The sequence below is a fragment of the Brevundimonas sp. SGAir0440 genome (assembly GCF_005484585.1).
Taxonomy (GTDB): Bacteria; Pseudomonadota; Alphaproteobacteria; order Caulobacterales; family Caulobacteraceae; genus Brevundimonas.
This window is the reverse complement of sequence record NZ_CP039435.1, coordinates 2,521,582-2,537,105: the sequence shown is the minus strand read 5'-3', so window position 1 is coordinate 2,537,105 and position 15,524 is coordinate 2,521,582. Positions and strand designations below refer to the sequence as shown.

General features: G+C 66.1%; 19 protein-coding genes. 18 read left to right on the top strand and 1 reads right to left on the bottom strand.

Annotated features, from left to right (window positions below):
* The first annotated feature begins 12 nt into the window (after positions 1-12).
* Genes E7T10_RS12610 through E7T10_RS12600 form a run of 3 tightly spaced genes read left to right on the top strand, consistent with a single transcriptional unit; the run spans position 13 to position 2,428 of the window.
* Positions 13-558 (top strand): DUF1285 domain-containing protein, encoded by a 546-nt coding sequence (locus tag E7T10_RS12610; RefSeq protein WP_137722073.1) that lies wholly within the window; start codon positions 13-15, stop codon positions 556-558.
* Positions 555-1,229, top strand: a complete 675-nt coding sequence (locus E7T10_RS12605; protein ID WP_137722072.1) for a CoA pyrophosphatase — start codon at positions 555-557, stop codon at positions 1,227-1,229. Before E7T10_RS12610 ends, E7T10_RS12605 begins: the two co-directional genes overlap by 4 nt.
* Positions 1,214-2,428: a CCA tRNA nucleotidyltransferase gene (locus E7T10_RS12600; protein WP_137722071.1), complete on the top strand. Its 1,215-nt coding sequence runs from the start codon at positions 1,214-1,216 to the stop codon at positions 2,426-2,428. The genes E7T10_RS12605 and E7T10_RS12600 overlap by 16 nt, the downstream gene beginning before the upstream one ends.
* Here the strand turns inward: E7T10_RS12600 and E7T10_RS12595 are convergent.
* Positions 2,403-3,359, bottom strand: a complete 957-nt coding sequence (locus E7T10_RS12595; protein ID WP_137722070.1) for an endonuclease/exonuclease/phosphatase family protein — start codon at positions 3,357-3,359, stop codon at positions 2,403-2,405. The genes E7T10_RS12600 and E7T10_RS12595 overlap by 26 nt on opposite strands.
* Before the next feature lie 68 nt (positions 3,360-3,427).
* Here E7T10_RS12595 and E7T10_RS12590 point away from each other — a divergent pair, with 68 nt between their 5' ends.
* The 15 genes from E7T10_RS12590 (at position 3,428) to E7T10_RS12525 (ending at position 15,421) form a co-directional block, all read left to right on the top strand.
* On the top strand, positions 3,428-3,889 hold the full coding sequence (locus E7T10_RS12590; protein WP_137722069.1) for a DUF4112 domain-containing protein: 462 nt from the start codon (positions 3,428-3,430) through the stop codon (positions 3,887-3,889).
* A gap of 143 nt (positions 3,890-4,032) precedes the next feature.
* Positions 4,033-5,469, top strand: a complete 1,437-nt coding sequence (locus E7T10_RS16080; protein ID WP_137722068.1) for a DUF2793 domain-containing protein — start codon at positions 4,033-4,035, stop codon at positions 5,467-5,469.
* Positions 5,466-5,621 (top strand): hypothetical protein, encoded by a 156-nt coding sequence (locus E7T10_RS15775; RefSeq protein WP_017504138.1) that lies wholly within the window; start codon positions 5,466-5,468, stop codon positions 5,619-5,621. The genes E7T10_RS16080 and E7T10_RS15775 overlap by 4 nt, the downstream gene beginning before the upstream one ends.
* Positions 5,618-5,887 (top strand): hypothetical protein, encoded by a 270-nt coding sequence (locus E7T10_RS12580; protein WP_168189945.1) that lies wholly within the window; start codon positions 5,618-5,620, stop codon positions 5,885-5,887. Before E7T10_RS15775 ends, E7T10_RS12580 begins: the two co-directional genes overlap by 4 nt.
* Positions 5,884-6,267 (top strand): M15 family metallopeptidase, encoded by a 384-nt coding sequence (locus E7T10_RS12575; protein ID WP_137722067.1) that lies wholly within the window; start codon positions 5,884-5,886, stop codon positions 6,265-6,267. The genes E7T10_RS12580 and E7T10_RS12575 overlap by 4 nt, the downstream gene beginning before the upstream one ends.
* Complete coding sequence (locus E7T10_RS12570) at positions 6,264-6,743, top strand: hypothetical protein (protein WP_137722066.1); 480 nt, start codon at positions 6,264-6,266, stop codon at positions 6,741-6,743. Before E7T10_RS12575 ends, E7T10_RS12570 begins: the two co-directional genes overlap by 4 nt.
* Positions 6,727-6,885, top strand: coding sequence for a hypothetical protein (locus E7T10_RS12565; RefSeq protein ID WP_210416262.1), 159 nt, complete (start codon positions 6,727-6,729; stop codon positions 6,883-6,885). Before E7T10_RS12570 ends, E7T10_RS12565 begins: the two co-directional genes overlap by 17 nt.
* A gap of 218 nt (positions 6,886-7,103) precedes the next feature.
* Positions 7,104-8,039: a flagellin gene (locus E7T10_RS12560; RefSeq protein WP_137722064.1), complete on the top strand. Its 936-nt coding sequence runs from the start codon at positions 7,104-7,106 to the stop codon at positions 8,037-8,039.
* A 236-nt stretch (positions 8,040-8,275) separates the two neighbouring features.
* Entirely contained in the window at positions 8,276-9,169 is an 894-nt protein-coding gene (locus tag E7T10_RS12555; RefSeq protein ID WP_137722063.1) for a flagellin, read from the top strand.
* A gap of 106 nt (positions 9,170-9,275) precedes the next feature.
* Positions 9,276-10,097 carry a flagellin gene (locus tag E7T10_RS12550; RefSeq protein ID WP_137722062.1) on the top strand — a complete coding sequence of 274 codons (822 nt, stop codon included), beginning with the start codon at positions 9,276-9,278 and terminating at the stop codon, positions 10,095-10,097.
* Positions 10,098-10,181: 84 nt separating this feature from the next.
* Positions 10,182-10,463, top strand: coding sequence for a hypothetical protein (locus E7T10_RS12545; RefSeq protein WP_210416099.1), 282 nt, complete (start codon positions 10,182-10,184; stop codon positions 10,461-10,463).
* 135 nt (positions 10,464-10,598) lie between these two features.
* Entirely contained in the window at positions 10,599-11,477 is an 879-nt protein-coding gene (locus tag E7T10_RS12540; RefSeq protein WP_137722061.1) for a flagellin, read from the top strand.
* 60 nt (positions 11,478-11,537) lie between these two features.
* Positions 11,538-14,246 carry a transcriptional regulator gene (locus E7T10_RS12535; protein WP_137722060.1) on the top strand — a complete coding sequence of 903 codons (2,709 nt, stop codon included), beginning with the start codon at positions 11,538-11,540 and terminating at the stop codon, positions 14,244-14,246.
* 81 nt (positions 14,247-14,327) lie between these two features.
* Positions 14,328-14,999 carry a hypothetical protein gene (locus E7T10_RS12530; protein WP_137722059.1) on the top strand — a complete coding sequence of 224 codons (672 nt, stop codon included), beginning with the start codon at positions 14,328-14,330 and terminating at the stop codon, positions 14,997-14,999.
* Positions 14,999-15,421 carry a hypothetical protein gene (locus E7T10_RS12525; RefSeq protein WP_137722058.1) on the top strand — a complete coding sequence of 141 codons (423 nt, stop codon included), beginning with the start codon at positions 14,999-15,001 and terminating at the stop codon, positions 15,419-15,421. The genes E7T10_RS12530 and E7T10_RS12525 overlap by 1 nt, the downstream gene beginning before the upstream one ends.
* Positions 15,422-15,524 lie beyond the last annotated feature (103 nt).

The following is a 15,524-nucleotide window of genomic DNA, read 5'->3' as shown; positions in this document are numbered from 1 at the left end:
TAAGTCAGGGGGATGGATAATCCCAGGTCAGGACTGAACGCTGTCGCCGAGGCGGCCAAACAGGCGCCCGGCAAGGGGTTGCCGCCGGTCCACCTGTGGCATCCCGAGCATTGCGGCGACATCGATATCGTCATCCGGGCGGACGGCGTCTGGATGCACGAAGGCTCGCCTATTGGCCGTAAGGAATTGGTGCGGCTGTTCTCGACGGTGCTGAGAAAGGATTCGGACGGCTATCACCTGGTCACGCCGGTCGAAAAGCTGAAGATCACCGTCGAGGATCTGCCGTTCCGGGCTGTCGCGATGCGCAGGGAAGGCGACGTCCTGATTTTCACCACCGATGTCGGAGACGAGGTTACGGCAAGCGAAGCCGATCCCATCGTCGTCGAAACCGACCCGACGACGGGCGAGCCAGCGCCGCGCATCCGTGTGCGCGGTGATCTGTGGGCGCGGATCGCCCGGCCGGTCTTCTATGAAATGGTCGAGATGGCCCAAGAGGTCGACGGACGCCTGGTCGTTCGGTCGGGCGGCCAGGTGTTCTCGCTGGGCGCGGTGACGTGAGCCTGGAGACCTTGAAGGCCCGGCTGGTCGATCGGCTGGCGCCGGTCGAGACGTGGCGGCCTGAACAGGTCGCGGCGCGGTCGGACTTCGACCTGAACCCGCAGGCGACACGGACGGCTAGGGAACTTCGGCCGGCGGCGGTGCTGATCTCCATCGTGGCGCGGCCCGAGGGGGCGACGGTGCTGCTCACGCGGCGCGCGGACACCCTGGCGCGGCACACGGGGCAGATCGCCTTCCCGGGCGGTCGGCTCGACCCCGGCGAGACCGCAGTTCAGGCGGCGCTGCGCGAAGCGGACGAAGAGGTGGCGCTGGACCCGTCGGCGGTCGAGGTGCTGGGCCTGTCGGACGCCTATGAGACGGGGACCGGATTTCTGGTCACGCCGGTGATCGGTTGGTTGCGCGAGGCGCCGGTCACCACGCCGTCGCCGGACGAGGTCGCCGAGGTGTTCGAGACGCCTTGGGACTTTCTGATGGACGCCGCCAACCATCGTCGCGACTTTTACGATCTGGATGAGGGGTTGCGGCGCTGGTTCTGGGCCATGCCTTGGGGCGAGCGCTACATCTGGGGCGTGACGGCGGGGATACTGAAGGCTCTGCACGTGCGGCTTTATGGCGACGAGGCTGCGCCAGAGTCGGCGGCCGACGAGGACGCGGCATGGGCGTCTCTGTGAAGGGACAGCCCTGGCTGGAAAGCCAGGCGACGCGGGCGGTGATGCGGGCGCTGGAAGCGGCTGGCGGTGCGGGCTGCGCGCGGTTCGTGGGCGGCTGTGTGAGGAATAGTCTGTTGGGCCAGCCGGTCGACGACATCGACATCGCCACGCGCTTGCGGCCCGAACGGACCATGGCGGCGCTGCAGGCGGCGGGGTTGAAGGCCGTGCCAACGGGCGTCGAGCACGGCACGGTGACGGGTGTGTCGGAGCGGCGGCCCTATGAGATCACGACCCTGCGTCGCGATGTGGAGACGGATGGACGCCGCGCGGTGGTCGCCTTCACCGAGGACTGGGCCGAGGACGCGGCGCGGCGGGATTTCCGGCTGAACGCCCTTTACGCCGATGCGGCAGGGACGGTGTTCGATCCGACCGGCGGCGGGTTGGAGGATGCGGCGGCGGGACGCATCGTTTTCGTCGGCGAGGCGGAGACGCGCATCCGCGAGGACTACTTACGCATCCTGCGCTTCTTCCGGTTCTACGCCTGGTATGGGCGGGGGGAGCCGGACGCGGTCGGGCTGGCGGCGTGTGCGGCGCTGAAGGGCGGCATGGCGCAGCTGTCGGCCGAGCGGGTGTCCAAGGAGGTGTTGAAACTGCTGGCGGCGCCCGACCCGCGTGCGGCGGTGCGGGCGATGGCCGAGACCGGCGTGCTGGCCCAGGTGCTGCCGCAGGCCCAGCCGCTGGCGCTGTTCAAGGCGATGTGTGACCTGACTGACGATCCGGTGATGCGGTTGTCGGCCTTGCTGCCCGCAGATGCGGCGGGGGTGACAGAGCTCGCAGGTGGTTTGAGATTGTCGAACGCGGTGCGAGATCGGTTGGCGGCGGCGGTCGCGGATGGGCCTGCCGTTTGGCCGACCATGAGCGACGCCGAGGCGCGCGCGGCGATCTATAGGCTGGGGCGCAGGACGTTCGAGGATCGGCTGATGCGCGCCCAGGCGGCCGGAGGGGGCGACGGCGCGCGGTTGCGGGCTCTGATTGCCGACTGGACGCCGCCCAAGATGCCGGTCGGGGGGCGCGATCTGGCGCGTCTGGGCCTGAAGCCAGGGCCGGAGACAGGGCGGGTGTTGAAGGCGTTCGAGGACGGTTGGGTCGCTGACGACTTCCCTGGCGAGGGGCATGAGGGGCGGCTGAAGACCCTTATCGCGGCGGCTGAGCGCGGGTGAACTCGGTGACGACGGGGCGGTGATCGGATCCCGTCGGCTCGCCCAGGCGGCGCGTGATCAGGGCCAGATCCGGCGAACGATAGACCTGGTCGATGGTGATGCCGGCGAAGGCGGGGATCTGACTGGGCCAGGTGCCGGGCCAGCCGGGCGCAGGGATCAGGCCCAGGTCGGACTGGATTTGTTTGCCGATGCGGGCGCTGGAGACGCTGTTGAAATCCCCGGCGGCGATGACGGGATGGTCTGGCGCGGCCTTCATCCGCTCGGCCAAGGCCATGACCTGGCTGATCTGACCCCACTGATATTGATAGGGCCAGGGCCGCGTCAGGTGGACGCCGAAGACGTTGATCGGGCCGATGGGCGTCTGGACCGTCGCGCCCACGGCGCTGAGGCCGTCGGGACGCTCGGGCAGCCCTTGCAGGATCGGATAGCGCGAAGCGATGATCGAGCGCGCGTGGTCGCCGGCGCGCGCCTGGCCGATCAGGACGCGATGCGGATAGTCCGGCAGCAACTGGTCCAGCCGCGACGCCGGCGCCTGCCCCAACTCGACCAGCACCAGGATGTCGGCGTCGGCGGCCGCGATGGACCGGCGCATGGCTGCGACATCGGTGTTGAACACATACAGATTGGCCGAATAGACCCGCACGATCGGCTGATCGGGAACGGGCACGCCCTTCGCCGGCGTCCATTGCGGCCAGACCGACAGGGCCAGCACCACACACGCCAGTCCACCGACGATCGAGGCCGGCCATAGGCGAAAGAGCAGACACGCCACGGTCACGCCGACGGCAGCCAGCAATACCGGCGATGTGAACTGCGCCAAGATATCCACCCAGCGATGGCCGATGCCGCTGAGCGCCGCTGCGCCGAAAGCCGCCAAGCCCAGCAGCAGGGCGCTCGCCGTCACATTCGCCGCCAGCTTGATCAGGGTCATCGAAGACGTATCTCTCGGATTGAACAGGAAGCCTCGCCCAGCGTTAAGGCGACGCTTTGGAGGGCGACATGGCCAGACGGTCGATCCGGGATATCGAGAACATCTGGTCCAATGTCGAGGGCGTGAAGAATCTGTCGGACCGGGTCATCGGCATCGGCCCGTTCGGCATGGGGCTGGACGCCATGCTGACCTGGGTGCCGGTCGTCGGCACGGCCTATACGGTCGGGACCGGCGGCTGGCTGATGCTTCAAGCCGTGCGGGCCAAGGCGACGCCGGCGACCCTGGCGCGGATGGGGGCCTATATGGCCATCGACACCGCCACCGGCACGGTGCCGATAGCGGGCGACATCGTCGACACCTTCTTTCCCGGGCAGTTGATGGCGGCGCGGGCGCTGCAAAAACATATCGAAAGCACACACTGGGTCGAGGACACCGAGGCCAATGCGCGCGCCACCGGCGACCACGAGATGCACGAGGCCCGCGTGCAGAACGACAAGACGCTGAAGCGGGTCATCTATCTGCACGATTGAGATACGCTGGCTGAGGCGGCCTAGCCATCGTTTTCTCCGCAACAAATCTGCCTGAAATCAAGGACCTGACCCAAGTGACCGCCCGTCTTCCGGCCTGAGGAAGGGCTGCGCGCAGACTGATCTCCACGACAACGGAGAGAAGAATGAGCGACGATTTCAGCGCGCGTCTGAACCTGCCCTATCTGGCGGCGGGGCAGATGCAGAAGCATGTGACCCTGAATACGGCCCTGACCCGGCTGGACGCCCTGTTGCAGACGGCGGTGGTCAGTCGCACGACGGCGATCCAGCCGGACGATGCGTCGGACGGCGATCTTTATATCCTGCCGCCAGAGGCCGAAGGCGCAGCCTGGGCCGGGCGGGCGGCCGGCGCCCTGATGCGGTTCGAGGGCGGCGGCTGGACAGTCGTGACGACGCCGGACGGCATGATCGCCTGCGTTCTGGACGAAGGCGTCGTGGTGGTACGGGCCGATGAGGGCTGGGTCGCGCTGGCGCAGAGACTGGGCGAGGTGCAGGGCCTGACGCGGCTGGCTATCGGGACGACCGCCGACGACGCCAATCCCCTTGCGGCCAAGATCAACGCCGCCCTGTTCACGGCACGCAGCGTGGAGGAGGGCGGTGATGGCGACCTGCGCCTGACGCTGAACAAGACGACGGCGGGCGATGTCCTGTCGCTGCTGTTTCAGAGCGGATACGCGGCCCGCGCAGAGCTGGGTCTGATCGGCGATGACGACCTGACCCTCAAGGCCTGCGACGACGCCGGAACTTGGCGATCGGTGTGGCGCGTGGATCGCGAGACGGGGCGTGCCGCCTTCGATCAGGGGGCGGTCCGGCGCGAGACGACGCTGTTCACCAGCGACGACGACTATGCCCTGCCGGCCTGGGCGTGCTGGGTCGAGGCGACCTGCGTGGGCGGCGGCGGCGGCGGGGGCGAAGGGCTGACGGGTCCGTCTGGCGCCGCACGCCTCGGCGGTGGCGGAGGCGGCGCCGGCGGGCTGAGCCTCGCGCGATGGTCGGCGGACGATCTGGACGGCGTCCTGTCGGTCAAGGTCGGCGCCGGCGGGATCAGCGGCGTTTCGGGCGGCGATAGTGAGGTGGCGACAGGCGACATGGTCCTGTTACGCGCGACGGGCGGGACCGCAGGCGGCTCTGGCGTCGGTGGAGCAGGCGGTATCGGCCAACGGCTCGCCAACTCCGGCGGCAGCTCTTCGACAAGCGCAACGGCAGCGACGGGCGCAGAAACCCTTTGCTCGCACGGACCGGGCGGAGGCGGGGCGGGCGGCGGTCTGAGCGCGGCGGATGTCGCCTATGCCGGAGGCGCGGGCGGTGTGGGCGGCTGGTCAGGCCTTCGCGCGGCCGGCGGCGTCGCGGGCGCTGCGGGACAGGCCTCGCCCAAGCCGCTGTTGTCGATCGTCGGCGGCGGCGGCGGGGGCGGCGACGCATCAGCAAGCGGAGCGGGCGGTCCCGGCGGCTCAGGCGCGCTGTTCGGGGCCGGGGGCGGCGGAGGCGGCGCGGGCCTGACCTTCGGCGGCCAGGGCGGTTCGGGCGCTTCAGGCGCAGTTATGATCACGGTCGTCGGATGAGCCGGCGCGGACATCCGGCCGAGCCGGTCGAGGTGCTGGAGGCCGAGGCGTGGGAAGCGCCCGACAGCCTCAGCGACGGGGAATGGCGCGCCCAGTCCGGCTGGGACGGCCGCTGCGCCGTCGAAACCTATGACGAGGAGGACGAACGATGACCCGACACAAACAGGGTGCGATCCCCTTGGCGGAGGGGCGGTGGCTGTTTCGTCGCCTCTACGTCTTCGCTGTTAGCGCGGGGCTGTGGGTGCTGTTGATGCGTACGGTCGGCCGAATGCCGCCGGAGATGCTGCCCAGGATCACGGACGGGCTGATGGGCCTGTTGGCCTTGATCCTGGCGCTCTATCTGGTGGCGCCGACCGCTCAGCAGTTGATCACCCCGATCGCCACAGCGCGGCTGCGGATCAGCGGAGGCCGACCATGAGCTTTCGTCTGTCCAGCCGGTCGCGCACGCGGCTCGTCGGCGTGCATCCGGCCCTGATTGCGGTGGTCGAGGCGGCGATCGCGCGCACGCCGGTGGACTTTATGGTCACCGAGGGACTGCGCACGGCCGAACGTCAGGCCGCCCTGGTCAAGGCCGGGGCCAGCCGCACGACGCGCTCGCGCCATCTGACGGGCCATGCCGTCGACGTCGCCGCCCTGGTCGAAGGCCAGGTGCGGTGGGACTGGCCGCTGTACGGCCGGATCGCCAAGGCGTTCAAGGCGGCGGCGCTGGATCTGAAGACGCCGCTGATCTGGGGCGGCGACTGGAAGACGCTGCGGGACGGTCCACATTTCGAGCTGGATCGAAAGGCCTTTCCATGAGCGCCGGATCGGTCCTGCGGGCGCTGACACCGCTCGGCTGGCTCGCGGCCGCTGCGACAGCGCTGGCACTGGGATTCGTGCTGCTCGGCGGGCTCGGCTTTCGCTGGGATCCGCTGAACCTGCAGCACAAGCGCCTGGAGGCCGCGCGCATTCAGGCGCGAGATGCGGCGGCCGTGGCGGCGGCGCAGGCTGACGCCCGACGCATCGAGACCGAAGGCGCGGCGGTTCAGGCCCGGCGCGTCGATCACTATTATCACACCACGGGGGCGGCGCGCCGGGTGACCACGGCCGCCGTCGCCCAGGCCAGGAGCGCCGACGATGCCGACCAACCATTGGAGACCCTTCGCGCTGATCGCCTGCGCGACCATGACGGCGAACTGTGCCGCATCGCCCCCGATCTCGCCGGTTGCGCCGGCGCGACTGATCTTGCCCGAGGCGGCGACACGTCCGTGCGCGCTGGTGATCCTGCCGGCTGAACCTACGGCCGGCGATCTGGACGCAGCCTATCTGCTGCGCGGCGCCCAGATCGTGGCCTGCGACGGAGCGCGGCGGCTGGCGGTCGAGACCCTGTTGGCCGAACGCGCGATGCAGGACGCGCAGGTGCGACGCCGCGACTGACGCCCTGCAAAAACGACTCGGCAACTTCTGCCGCCTGGTGTGCAGGCTTGCCGGGTCGTTTCGCAAACCGCCGAGATAAGTTCAATGAAATCAGTGTCGAAGTCTGGCCGGCGTCGCATTTTGGACTGGCCCCGCCCTTGCTCTCCTGAAGATCGAGCAAAACGCTCCTGACGCTAAAATGGCGTCGGACATCACACGAAGTGAACAGGAAAGCCAAAATGGCTACGAGCATCAATACGAACTACGGCGCCGCTGTCGCGCTGCAAAATCTCAATGCGACCAACGCTCTGTTGGAGCGCACGCAAAACCGTGTCTCGACGGGCCTGAAAGTGGCCTCGGCCAAGGACAACGGCGCGATCTACGCCATCGCAACGAGCCAACGCGCCGAGATGGGCGCTCAAGACGCTGTGCGTCAGTCGCTGCAACGTGGCCAGTCCATCGTCGATGTCGCCTTGGCAGCCGGCGATACAGTGACGGCCGGGTTGAACGAACTCAAGAGCATCGCCGTCGCCTTGGCTGACGCTCCGAAAACCTACGACGCCGCCGGCGCCGTCACGGGCTTGGGCGAGAGCGGCAAGAAGTTGGTCGCCGATTTCGAAGCCATCGTGAAGGAAATCCACTCTGCCTTGGCCAACGCCAACTTCGACGGCGTGAATGTTTTCAAGACACAGGTCAATGACCTCAAGGTCACGACCAATACGGGTGCGGCCAACAACACCTTTACCCTGAAGTCAACGTCGGATACGGCGGCGGCCGCAGGCCTTGCTTTCGGCTCAACGGCGGCAACCACCGGCGCGGCGGGAACCTTCAACCAGGCCTCGGGGGCTTGGGCGGCCAAGGCGAACGCGACGACCGGCGCTGCGCCCACTGCTCTCGATGATTACTCTGTGACCAATGTCGAGGCGGCGATAACGTCCTTCTCGTCCACGCTTGCGGATCTCGGCACCAAGTCGAAGTCGCTGGATCGCCAGTTGACGTTCGTCAACAAGTTTCAAGATTCCTTGGAAACCGGCATCGGCAATCTGGTCGATGCCGATCTGGCCAAGGAAAGCGCCAAGCTGACCGCGTTGCAAACCAAGCAGCAGCTGGGGGTTCAGGCCTTGTCGATCGCCAACTCGTCCAGCCAAATCCTGATGAGCCTGTTCCGCAACTGATCGCTGGGTCGATTTTGCCGGGTGTGCCGCAACAATCCAGGCCTTGTTTCGAAACGTCGGCGGACCACGCCGAGCCGCACAGGAGGTTTATCGACGATTAACCATGCAGAACAACGATTTGGACACCCCTAGGGTCCAAACATGACACTCGGAAAAATTTTCCGATCAGACCGAGCAAAATGCTCCCTTCGGCAAAACGCCGTCGGCCCTTTACGAAATGAAGAAGGACAGCCAAAATGGCTAATAGCATCAATACCAACGGCGGCGCCCTGGTCGCGCTGCAAACCCTGAATGCGACCAATAAGGCGCTGGAGACCACTCAAAGCCGCGTAAACACCGGCCTGAAAGTCGCTTCAGCCAAGGACAATGGCGCCATCTTCGCTATCGCCACCTCCCAGCGTGCAGAAATGGGCGCTCAGGATGCGGTGCGTCAGTCGCTTCAACGCGGTCAATCCATCGTCGACGTTGCTCTGGCGGCCGGCGATACGGTGACCAGCGCCCTGAACGAACTGAAGAGCCTCGCTGTCGCGATTCAAGATGATCGCGGAAACGCGGCTACACCTACCGACTTCAGCGAAACCGGTAAAAAGCTGGTCGCGGACTTCGAAGCTGTCGTGAAGGAAATTCACTCGGCTCTGGGTGGAGCGAAATTCGATGGTGTCAATCTTTTCGACGCCATCGCAGCAGGCGCAACTGGCGTGTCGGTCACGACGAACACGTCCAGTGGCAAGTTCTTCCTGAGAGGTGACGCGACGGGATCGGCCGCCGTGGCGTCGGTTGGTTCAAGCCTGTTGTTCGGCGGCGCAGTAACGGGCAGCGCCTGGACAGCTGATGCCGACTATGCCGACAAAAAGGCTGCCTACACGGCGTTCAACGTCGAGACGGCCATCAACAGCTTCGCTTCGACCCTTGCCGACCTCGGTACGAAGTCGAAGTCGCTGGATCGTCAGATGACCTTTGTCAACAAGCTGCAAGACTCGCTGGAATCCGGCGTGGGCAATCTGGTGGACGCCGACCTGGCCAAGGAAAGCGCCAAGCTGACCGCCCTGCAAACCAAGCAACAGCTTGGCGTGCAGGCGCTGTCGATCGCCAACTCGTCCAGCTCCATCCTGTTGAGCCTGTTCCGCTAATAAAACCGGCGGGGTTCCGGCCCCGCCCATCTTTCTATCCCCGAGTAAAATGCTCCCTTCGGCAAAACGCCGTCGGCCCTTTATGAAATGAAGAAGGACAGCCAAAATGGCTAATAGCATCAATACCAACGGCGGCGCCCTCGTCGCGCTGCAAACCCTGAATGCGACCAACAAGGCGCTGGAGACCACTCAAAGCCGCGTAAACACCGGCCTGAAAGTCTCTTCGGCCAAGGACAACGGCGCCATCTTCGCCATCGCCACCTCCCAGCGTGCAGAAATGGGCGCTCAGGATGCGGTGCGTCAGTCGCTTCAACGCGGTCAATCCATCGTCGACGTCGCTCTGGCGGCCGGCGATACGGTGACCAGCGCCCTGAACGAACTGAAGAGCCTCGCTGTTTCGATTCAGGATGCAACGGCGGGCAGCGATACGGCCAATAAGCTGAACGCCGATTTCTCGGCGATCCTGTCCGAAATCAGCTCGGCGCTTACCGGCGCCAAGTTCGACGGCGTCAATCTGTTTGCCGCCAATGCCGCTGCAATCGAGGTGACGACGAACACCTCTGGCGGCAAGTTCAGCCTGAAAGCAATCAGCACGGCAGCAACCGATCCTACGGTAGCGACGGGTGCTGGCGCCTACAATCTGGCGACCACGGCAGATCGCACGGCCGCTAACGTCGATAAGGCCATCAGCAGCTTCGCTTCGACCCTTGCCGATCTCGGCACGAAGTCGAAGTCGCTGGATCGTCAGATGACCTTCGTCAATAAGCTGCAAGACTCGTTGGAAACCGGCGTCGGCAACCTGGTGGACGCCGACCTGGCCAAGGAAAGCGCCCGACTGACCGCCTTGCAAACCAAGCAACAGCTTGGCGTGCAGGCGCTGTCGATCGCCAACTCGTCCAGCCAGATCTTGCTGGGGCTGTTCCGCTAAGACGCGCGGCCGGAGCGGTTTTGCGACCGCTCCGGCTGATCGCTTGTTTCTCTAGAGGGCGTGGGCCGACCTGCGCGTGGAGCCATGACAGACAATGTCGCGAGATCAGTAAGCGTACCTCAGATTTCTCCCGTCGCTCCGATCGCCGTGCAGCCGGCGACGCCCGCGCCGGTAGCGAAAAACGACAACCACGACGCCAGCCGCTTTCGCCTCACCATCGAGGCCGTTGGCGACAACCGCTTCGTCTACAAGGTCCTGGACCGGGTGACGGGGGAGGTGATCCGCCAGTTGCCGCGCGAGGATGTCGAAAAGCTGAACAGCGACCCGACCTATCGCGGCGGTCGTCTGGTCGATACCGCCGTCTGACGACAGGCGACAGGTCTGGCTTTTCAACGCCGCCGGCTCGCCGGACGGCGCAATCATGGTTTCCGGCGCGTTAACCATGTGATTACGACTCATGGTTAATGCTGTAGCCCACAGAACGTCCGGGGGCTTGAAGCCATGACCACCAGCATCCACACCAACACCTCGGCGATGATCGCCCTGCAGAATCTGAACCGCACCAACGACCAGTTGGCGGCGACGCAGAGCCGGGTGAACACGGGGCTGAAGGTTCAGGGCGCGCGCGACAACGCCGCGGTCTGGGCGGTGGCTCAGGGGCAGCGCGCGGACCGGGGATCGCTCGAAGCTGTCACCACCAGCCTGAAGCGCGCGACGTCCATCGCCGACGTGTCGCTGGCGGCCGGCGAGCAAATCTCGGACATTCTTCTGGAGCTGAAGCAGAAGGCGACCGCAGCGGCGGACCCGAGCGCCAGCGATGCGACTCGCAAATCGTATGACCAGGAGTTTCAATCGCTTCTGTTGTCGATCCAGTCTTTTGCAGACAACGCCATTTTTGATGGTGAGAACATTCTCGCAGGGCGTACGGACGGCGCGACACCTCCTGCGCCGCTCGGGGACTTGAATTTTATCGCCAGTGCGGACGGCCAGGAGAATATCCAGCTGAAGCGTCAAAACCTGACACTTTCAGGCTTGGGGCTTGCGGCCGACGCTTCGGCTACGCCCGCTGTTGACGCGCCAAGCTTATTGGTTGAGTCCGATGCCAAAGCCGCGCTGAACCGGATCAACAACGCCATCGCAACCTCGAGTTCTCGTCTTTCCGAACTGGGCGCCCAGTCCAAGCAGATCGAGCGCCACACCACCTATGTCGGCAAGCTGTCGGACGCGCTGGAGGCCGGCATCGGCAATCTGGTCGACGCGGACCTGGCTAAGGAAAGCGCCCGCCTTCAGGCCCTGCAGGTCCAGCAGCAACTCGGCGTTCAGGCCCTGTCGATCGCCAACCAGGCGCCGCAGGTCATCCTGTCGCTGTTCAAGGGCTGATCCGACAGCTTAACGGTTCCTTATCGGCGCCCGCCGCACAATAGGGTCGGAGCCGTCTGAATGATCAACAACAGCTATCTGCTGGGTCTTTTCGGAACGACGACGGGGACGTCGTCGTCAGGCGCCGCCACGACCACCAGCGCGGCCGTCAAAACCAAGAAGACCCAGCCGACGGCCCCCTGGTCCTCCACGGCGACACCGGCGAAGGCCAGCGATCTGGTCCGCGCGGCTCTGGGCGGCCGCCGCCTGATCGACGAGAGCAATGTCAGCCTGGATCTGGCCGGCGCGTCGACCGACTACCGCAAGATGTTCGCCCTGTATCAGGGCCTGAACACGCTGGGCGCTCTGGCCGACCGTGCCGGCGTCAAGGGGCTGAGCGCGTCGGAAGCCGCTCTGGTGTCTAAGCGGTTCAGCGAAGGCCTGGCCGAACTGTCGACCTATTTGAGCACCGCCAGTTTCGAAGACATGCGGCTGGTGCAGGGCGTGGCCCAGACGTCGGTCAAAAGCACCTATGCGCTGGAACGGGCGCCGACCAGCTTCGTCACCACCCCCATCCACGACGGCGACCCCACCGCCTCGGTCAAGGCGTTCGAGGGCGACGTGAAATTCTCCGTGACCGTCAAGACGGCGGCTGGGGAGCAGGCGATCGCCATGGACCTGTCCGAGATGGGCGCGACCGGTCGATCGTTGGCCAATGTCACCGCCTATATGAACGGCAAGCTGGAGGACGCGGGCGTCGCGACGCGCATCAGCGCTCAGTTGATCCCGGCCGAGCCGAAGACGGTCAAGAGCGGAACCAAGACCATCACCCTGCCGGCCGGACCGGATCGGTGGGCGTTGAAGGTCAATGGCGGGACCGGCGAGGCCATCAGCTTCCAGGCCGTCGACACCTCCGACGCCGTCTATGTGACGCAAGGGGTCGGCAAGACCGGCACGGCGGGCCAACTGCTGAAGTTCCAGGCCGAAGGCGGCGCGGCGCCGGCCGCCCAGCAGGGCGTCGACGATCCGTTCTGGGTCGAGGGCAGGGTGGGGCACGCCGACCTTCCCGACGGGGTCGCCGCGGTTAAGGCCAGCGCGGTGGCGCCGGACGGTTCCGTCTGGGTCGTCGCCGAACTGACGGCGGGCGACGCCAGTCAACCGATCAAGGGCGCGCGCGATGTCGCCCTGATGAAATATGATTCCGCCGGCAATCTGATGCAGACGAAGCTGCTCGGCGCCGCCTCCAGCGCCAACGGCTTCTCCATCGCTATCGACGACGACGGCCGGGTCGCCCTGGCCGGATCGGTGACCGGGGCGCTGGAACCCGGCAAGAGCGGCGACAACGCGGCCGTGGCCGACAGTTTCGTCTCTGTGTTCGACAGTTCGGGCCAAGAGTTGTGGACCCAGCGGCGCGGCGCCAAGGCGGCCGATGAGGCGACCGAGGTTCGCTTCGGCGCCGACGGCATGGTCTATGTCGCCGGCCGGTCGAAATCGGCCATGCCGGGCAATGCGGCCCTGGGCGGCTGGGATTCCTATCTTCAGGCCTTCCAGGAAAAGCCGATAAAGATCAATGGCCCGGACGTGGGCGTGAACGTCGCGACCGTGCAGTTCGGCACCAGCGGCGACGACTCCGTTCAGGCCATGACGGTGTCGGGAAACGACCTCTACACGGCGGGCGTCGAAAACGGGAAGGCGGTCGTGCGCCGCTTCACCCTGGATGCCGAGGGCGTACCGAGCCTGGCTTCGACGCGTGACCTTGGCTACGCCAGCGGCGCGATCGCCGGCATATCGGTCGAGAACGGCAAGGTCGTCGTGACGGGCCATACCGAGAACACCGCCCTCGATATCGCCACGATGACCAACGCCCATGCCGGCGGCAGCGACGTCTTCATCGCCACCTTGTCGACGGACCTTCAGGCCTCGGCAAACGACCGGCTGACCTATTTTGGCGGGGCGGGCGCGGACTCCGCCGCCGACGTCGCCATCAAGCACGGAAAAGTCTGGATTACCGGCACGAACCGGGCGGAAGGCGCCGGTAAGGACGACCCCACATCCGGCTATCTGGCCCAGATCGATCTGGCCACCGGCCAGGTTCAATCGAACCGAACCTGGCGCGCGGACGGCGATCAGGCCAGGCCGACCAGCCTGAGCTTCGCAGCGGGCGGGGCCAGCGTGCTCGACCGCCTCGGCCTGCCCCAGGGCCAGATCATGCAGGCGGATTCCAAGCTGCTGACCGTCGCCACCTCGGCCCGCGTCGGCGATCAGTTTTCGATCAGCCCCGCCGCCGGCGGCCGCGCCGTGACTGTGACCATCGACGCCAAGGACACGCTGGAAAGCCTGGCCAAGAAGATCAACGCCGCCTCTGGACGCCAGTTGGAAGCCAAGGTCATCACCGACCTGAAGGCCAAACCCATTGTCCAGCGCCTGGAAATCAAGACGGCGGCCAACAAGGACGGCGCCGTCATCTCCGCTGGGGCGATCGGCAAGGACGCCCTGGGCGCGCTGGGTCTGACGCCCGGCTTCGTCGGTCCGGTGAAGCCGGACAAGGACGCGATCAAGACCTATGGGCTGAACCTGTCGAACAAGCTGAACCTGAACGATCCGGCCTCGATCAAGGCGGCCATCGATTCGCTGGCCCAGGCGATGACGGCGGTCCGGTCCTCCTACCGCGCCCTCGCGCCATCGACCGGCGGCATAACCAACACCCAGACCGGCAACGGTTCCTCGACCGCCTACCAGCAGACGCAGCTGGCCAACTATCAGGCTGCGCTGAGCCGCCTGACGGCCTGATCGGGGTCGTGACCGGTCAAGGCGGTTGACGCCCGAGGCAGGGTCGGAGTTATTGACCTCCTCATCCGCGAAAGCCCGTTCATGGCCCTTCCGAAAGACAACCGCGTCATCCTGTTGGTCGGCGCCGGCGTGGCGATCGTCATCGCCGTCGTTCTCGCCCTGATCTTCACGGGCAGCGGCGACAAGACGACGGAAGCACCGCCGGCGTCCAAGGGCGGCCTTGTCGTCAATCTGGCCGAGGCGCCCACACTGGAGCCGACGCGGGAACTGCGCTGCTTCGTCGACGGGCAGTTCGTCGGCATGGCGACCCTGGCGGTCTGCGCCCAGCGCAACGGTCTGGCGACGGACGCTCTGGACGTCGGGCTGGACGCGACTGGCGCCTTGGCCGCCGCGCCGACGGCCGCCTTCGCCCCGCCGCCCGAACTGCCGAAGGTCGAGATGGCCGAAACCCTGCCGCCGGCCTCCGTCGAACAGACGCCTGCGCCGCGCCCCACGCCCGTGGCCAGCGGCAGCCCGTGCCTGCGCCACACCGGCTCGGACTGGCGCACCCTGTCGCCAAGCATGAGCCTGAACGCCTGCGTTCAGGCGCTTTACGCCGGAACCTGCGTCGGACCGGGCGACGCCCAATACGGCCGCTGGGGCGATACGACCCTGCGTCTGGTGCCGCGCCGGGTGGAACAGTCCAATGACAACAACCGTTTCAGGACCCTGGCCGAGCAGGATCGCAACTGCCAATTCACGGGAATGAACTGATGCGTTTCGTCGCTCTCGCCGCCATCGCCGGGACTGCTCTGCTGGGCGCCTGCTCCAACGAACCCAAATATGAGTTCGCAGAGGGCGCCTGCTACTTCGTGGCGACGCCGGACAATGCGCCGCCGCGCCTGCAGAAAATCGCCGACAACCAGCCCCAGCTGGAACAATGCGCCGCGCGGCTGGAGGAGATGCGCCTTCGCTTCCTGCGCATGGGCGGATCGAACCAGGAAATCGCCGGCGCCTATCAGGGCCGCTTCATCTTCGTGGACCGCGAAGGGGTCAAGATCGGCAAGAGCCTTAACGGCAGCCGCTTCTTCGCCATGGCCCGCACCGGCGACGGCCGTCTGGCCATCCCCGGTGCCATCCAGCGCGACGAAACGGGCCGGCCCGTAGCAATCGCGGCCGACCCCGCTGCGAAGTAGGACTTGCGCGACCGGAACGAAAGTGGAACATTCGGTTAATGCTTATCCACTGATTTAGCGGGTTTGCTGTCGAAAGGGCTGGCGATGAGCCGTCGCCCCGGTC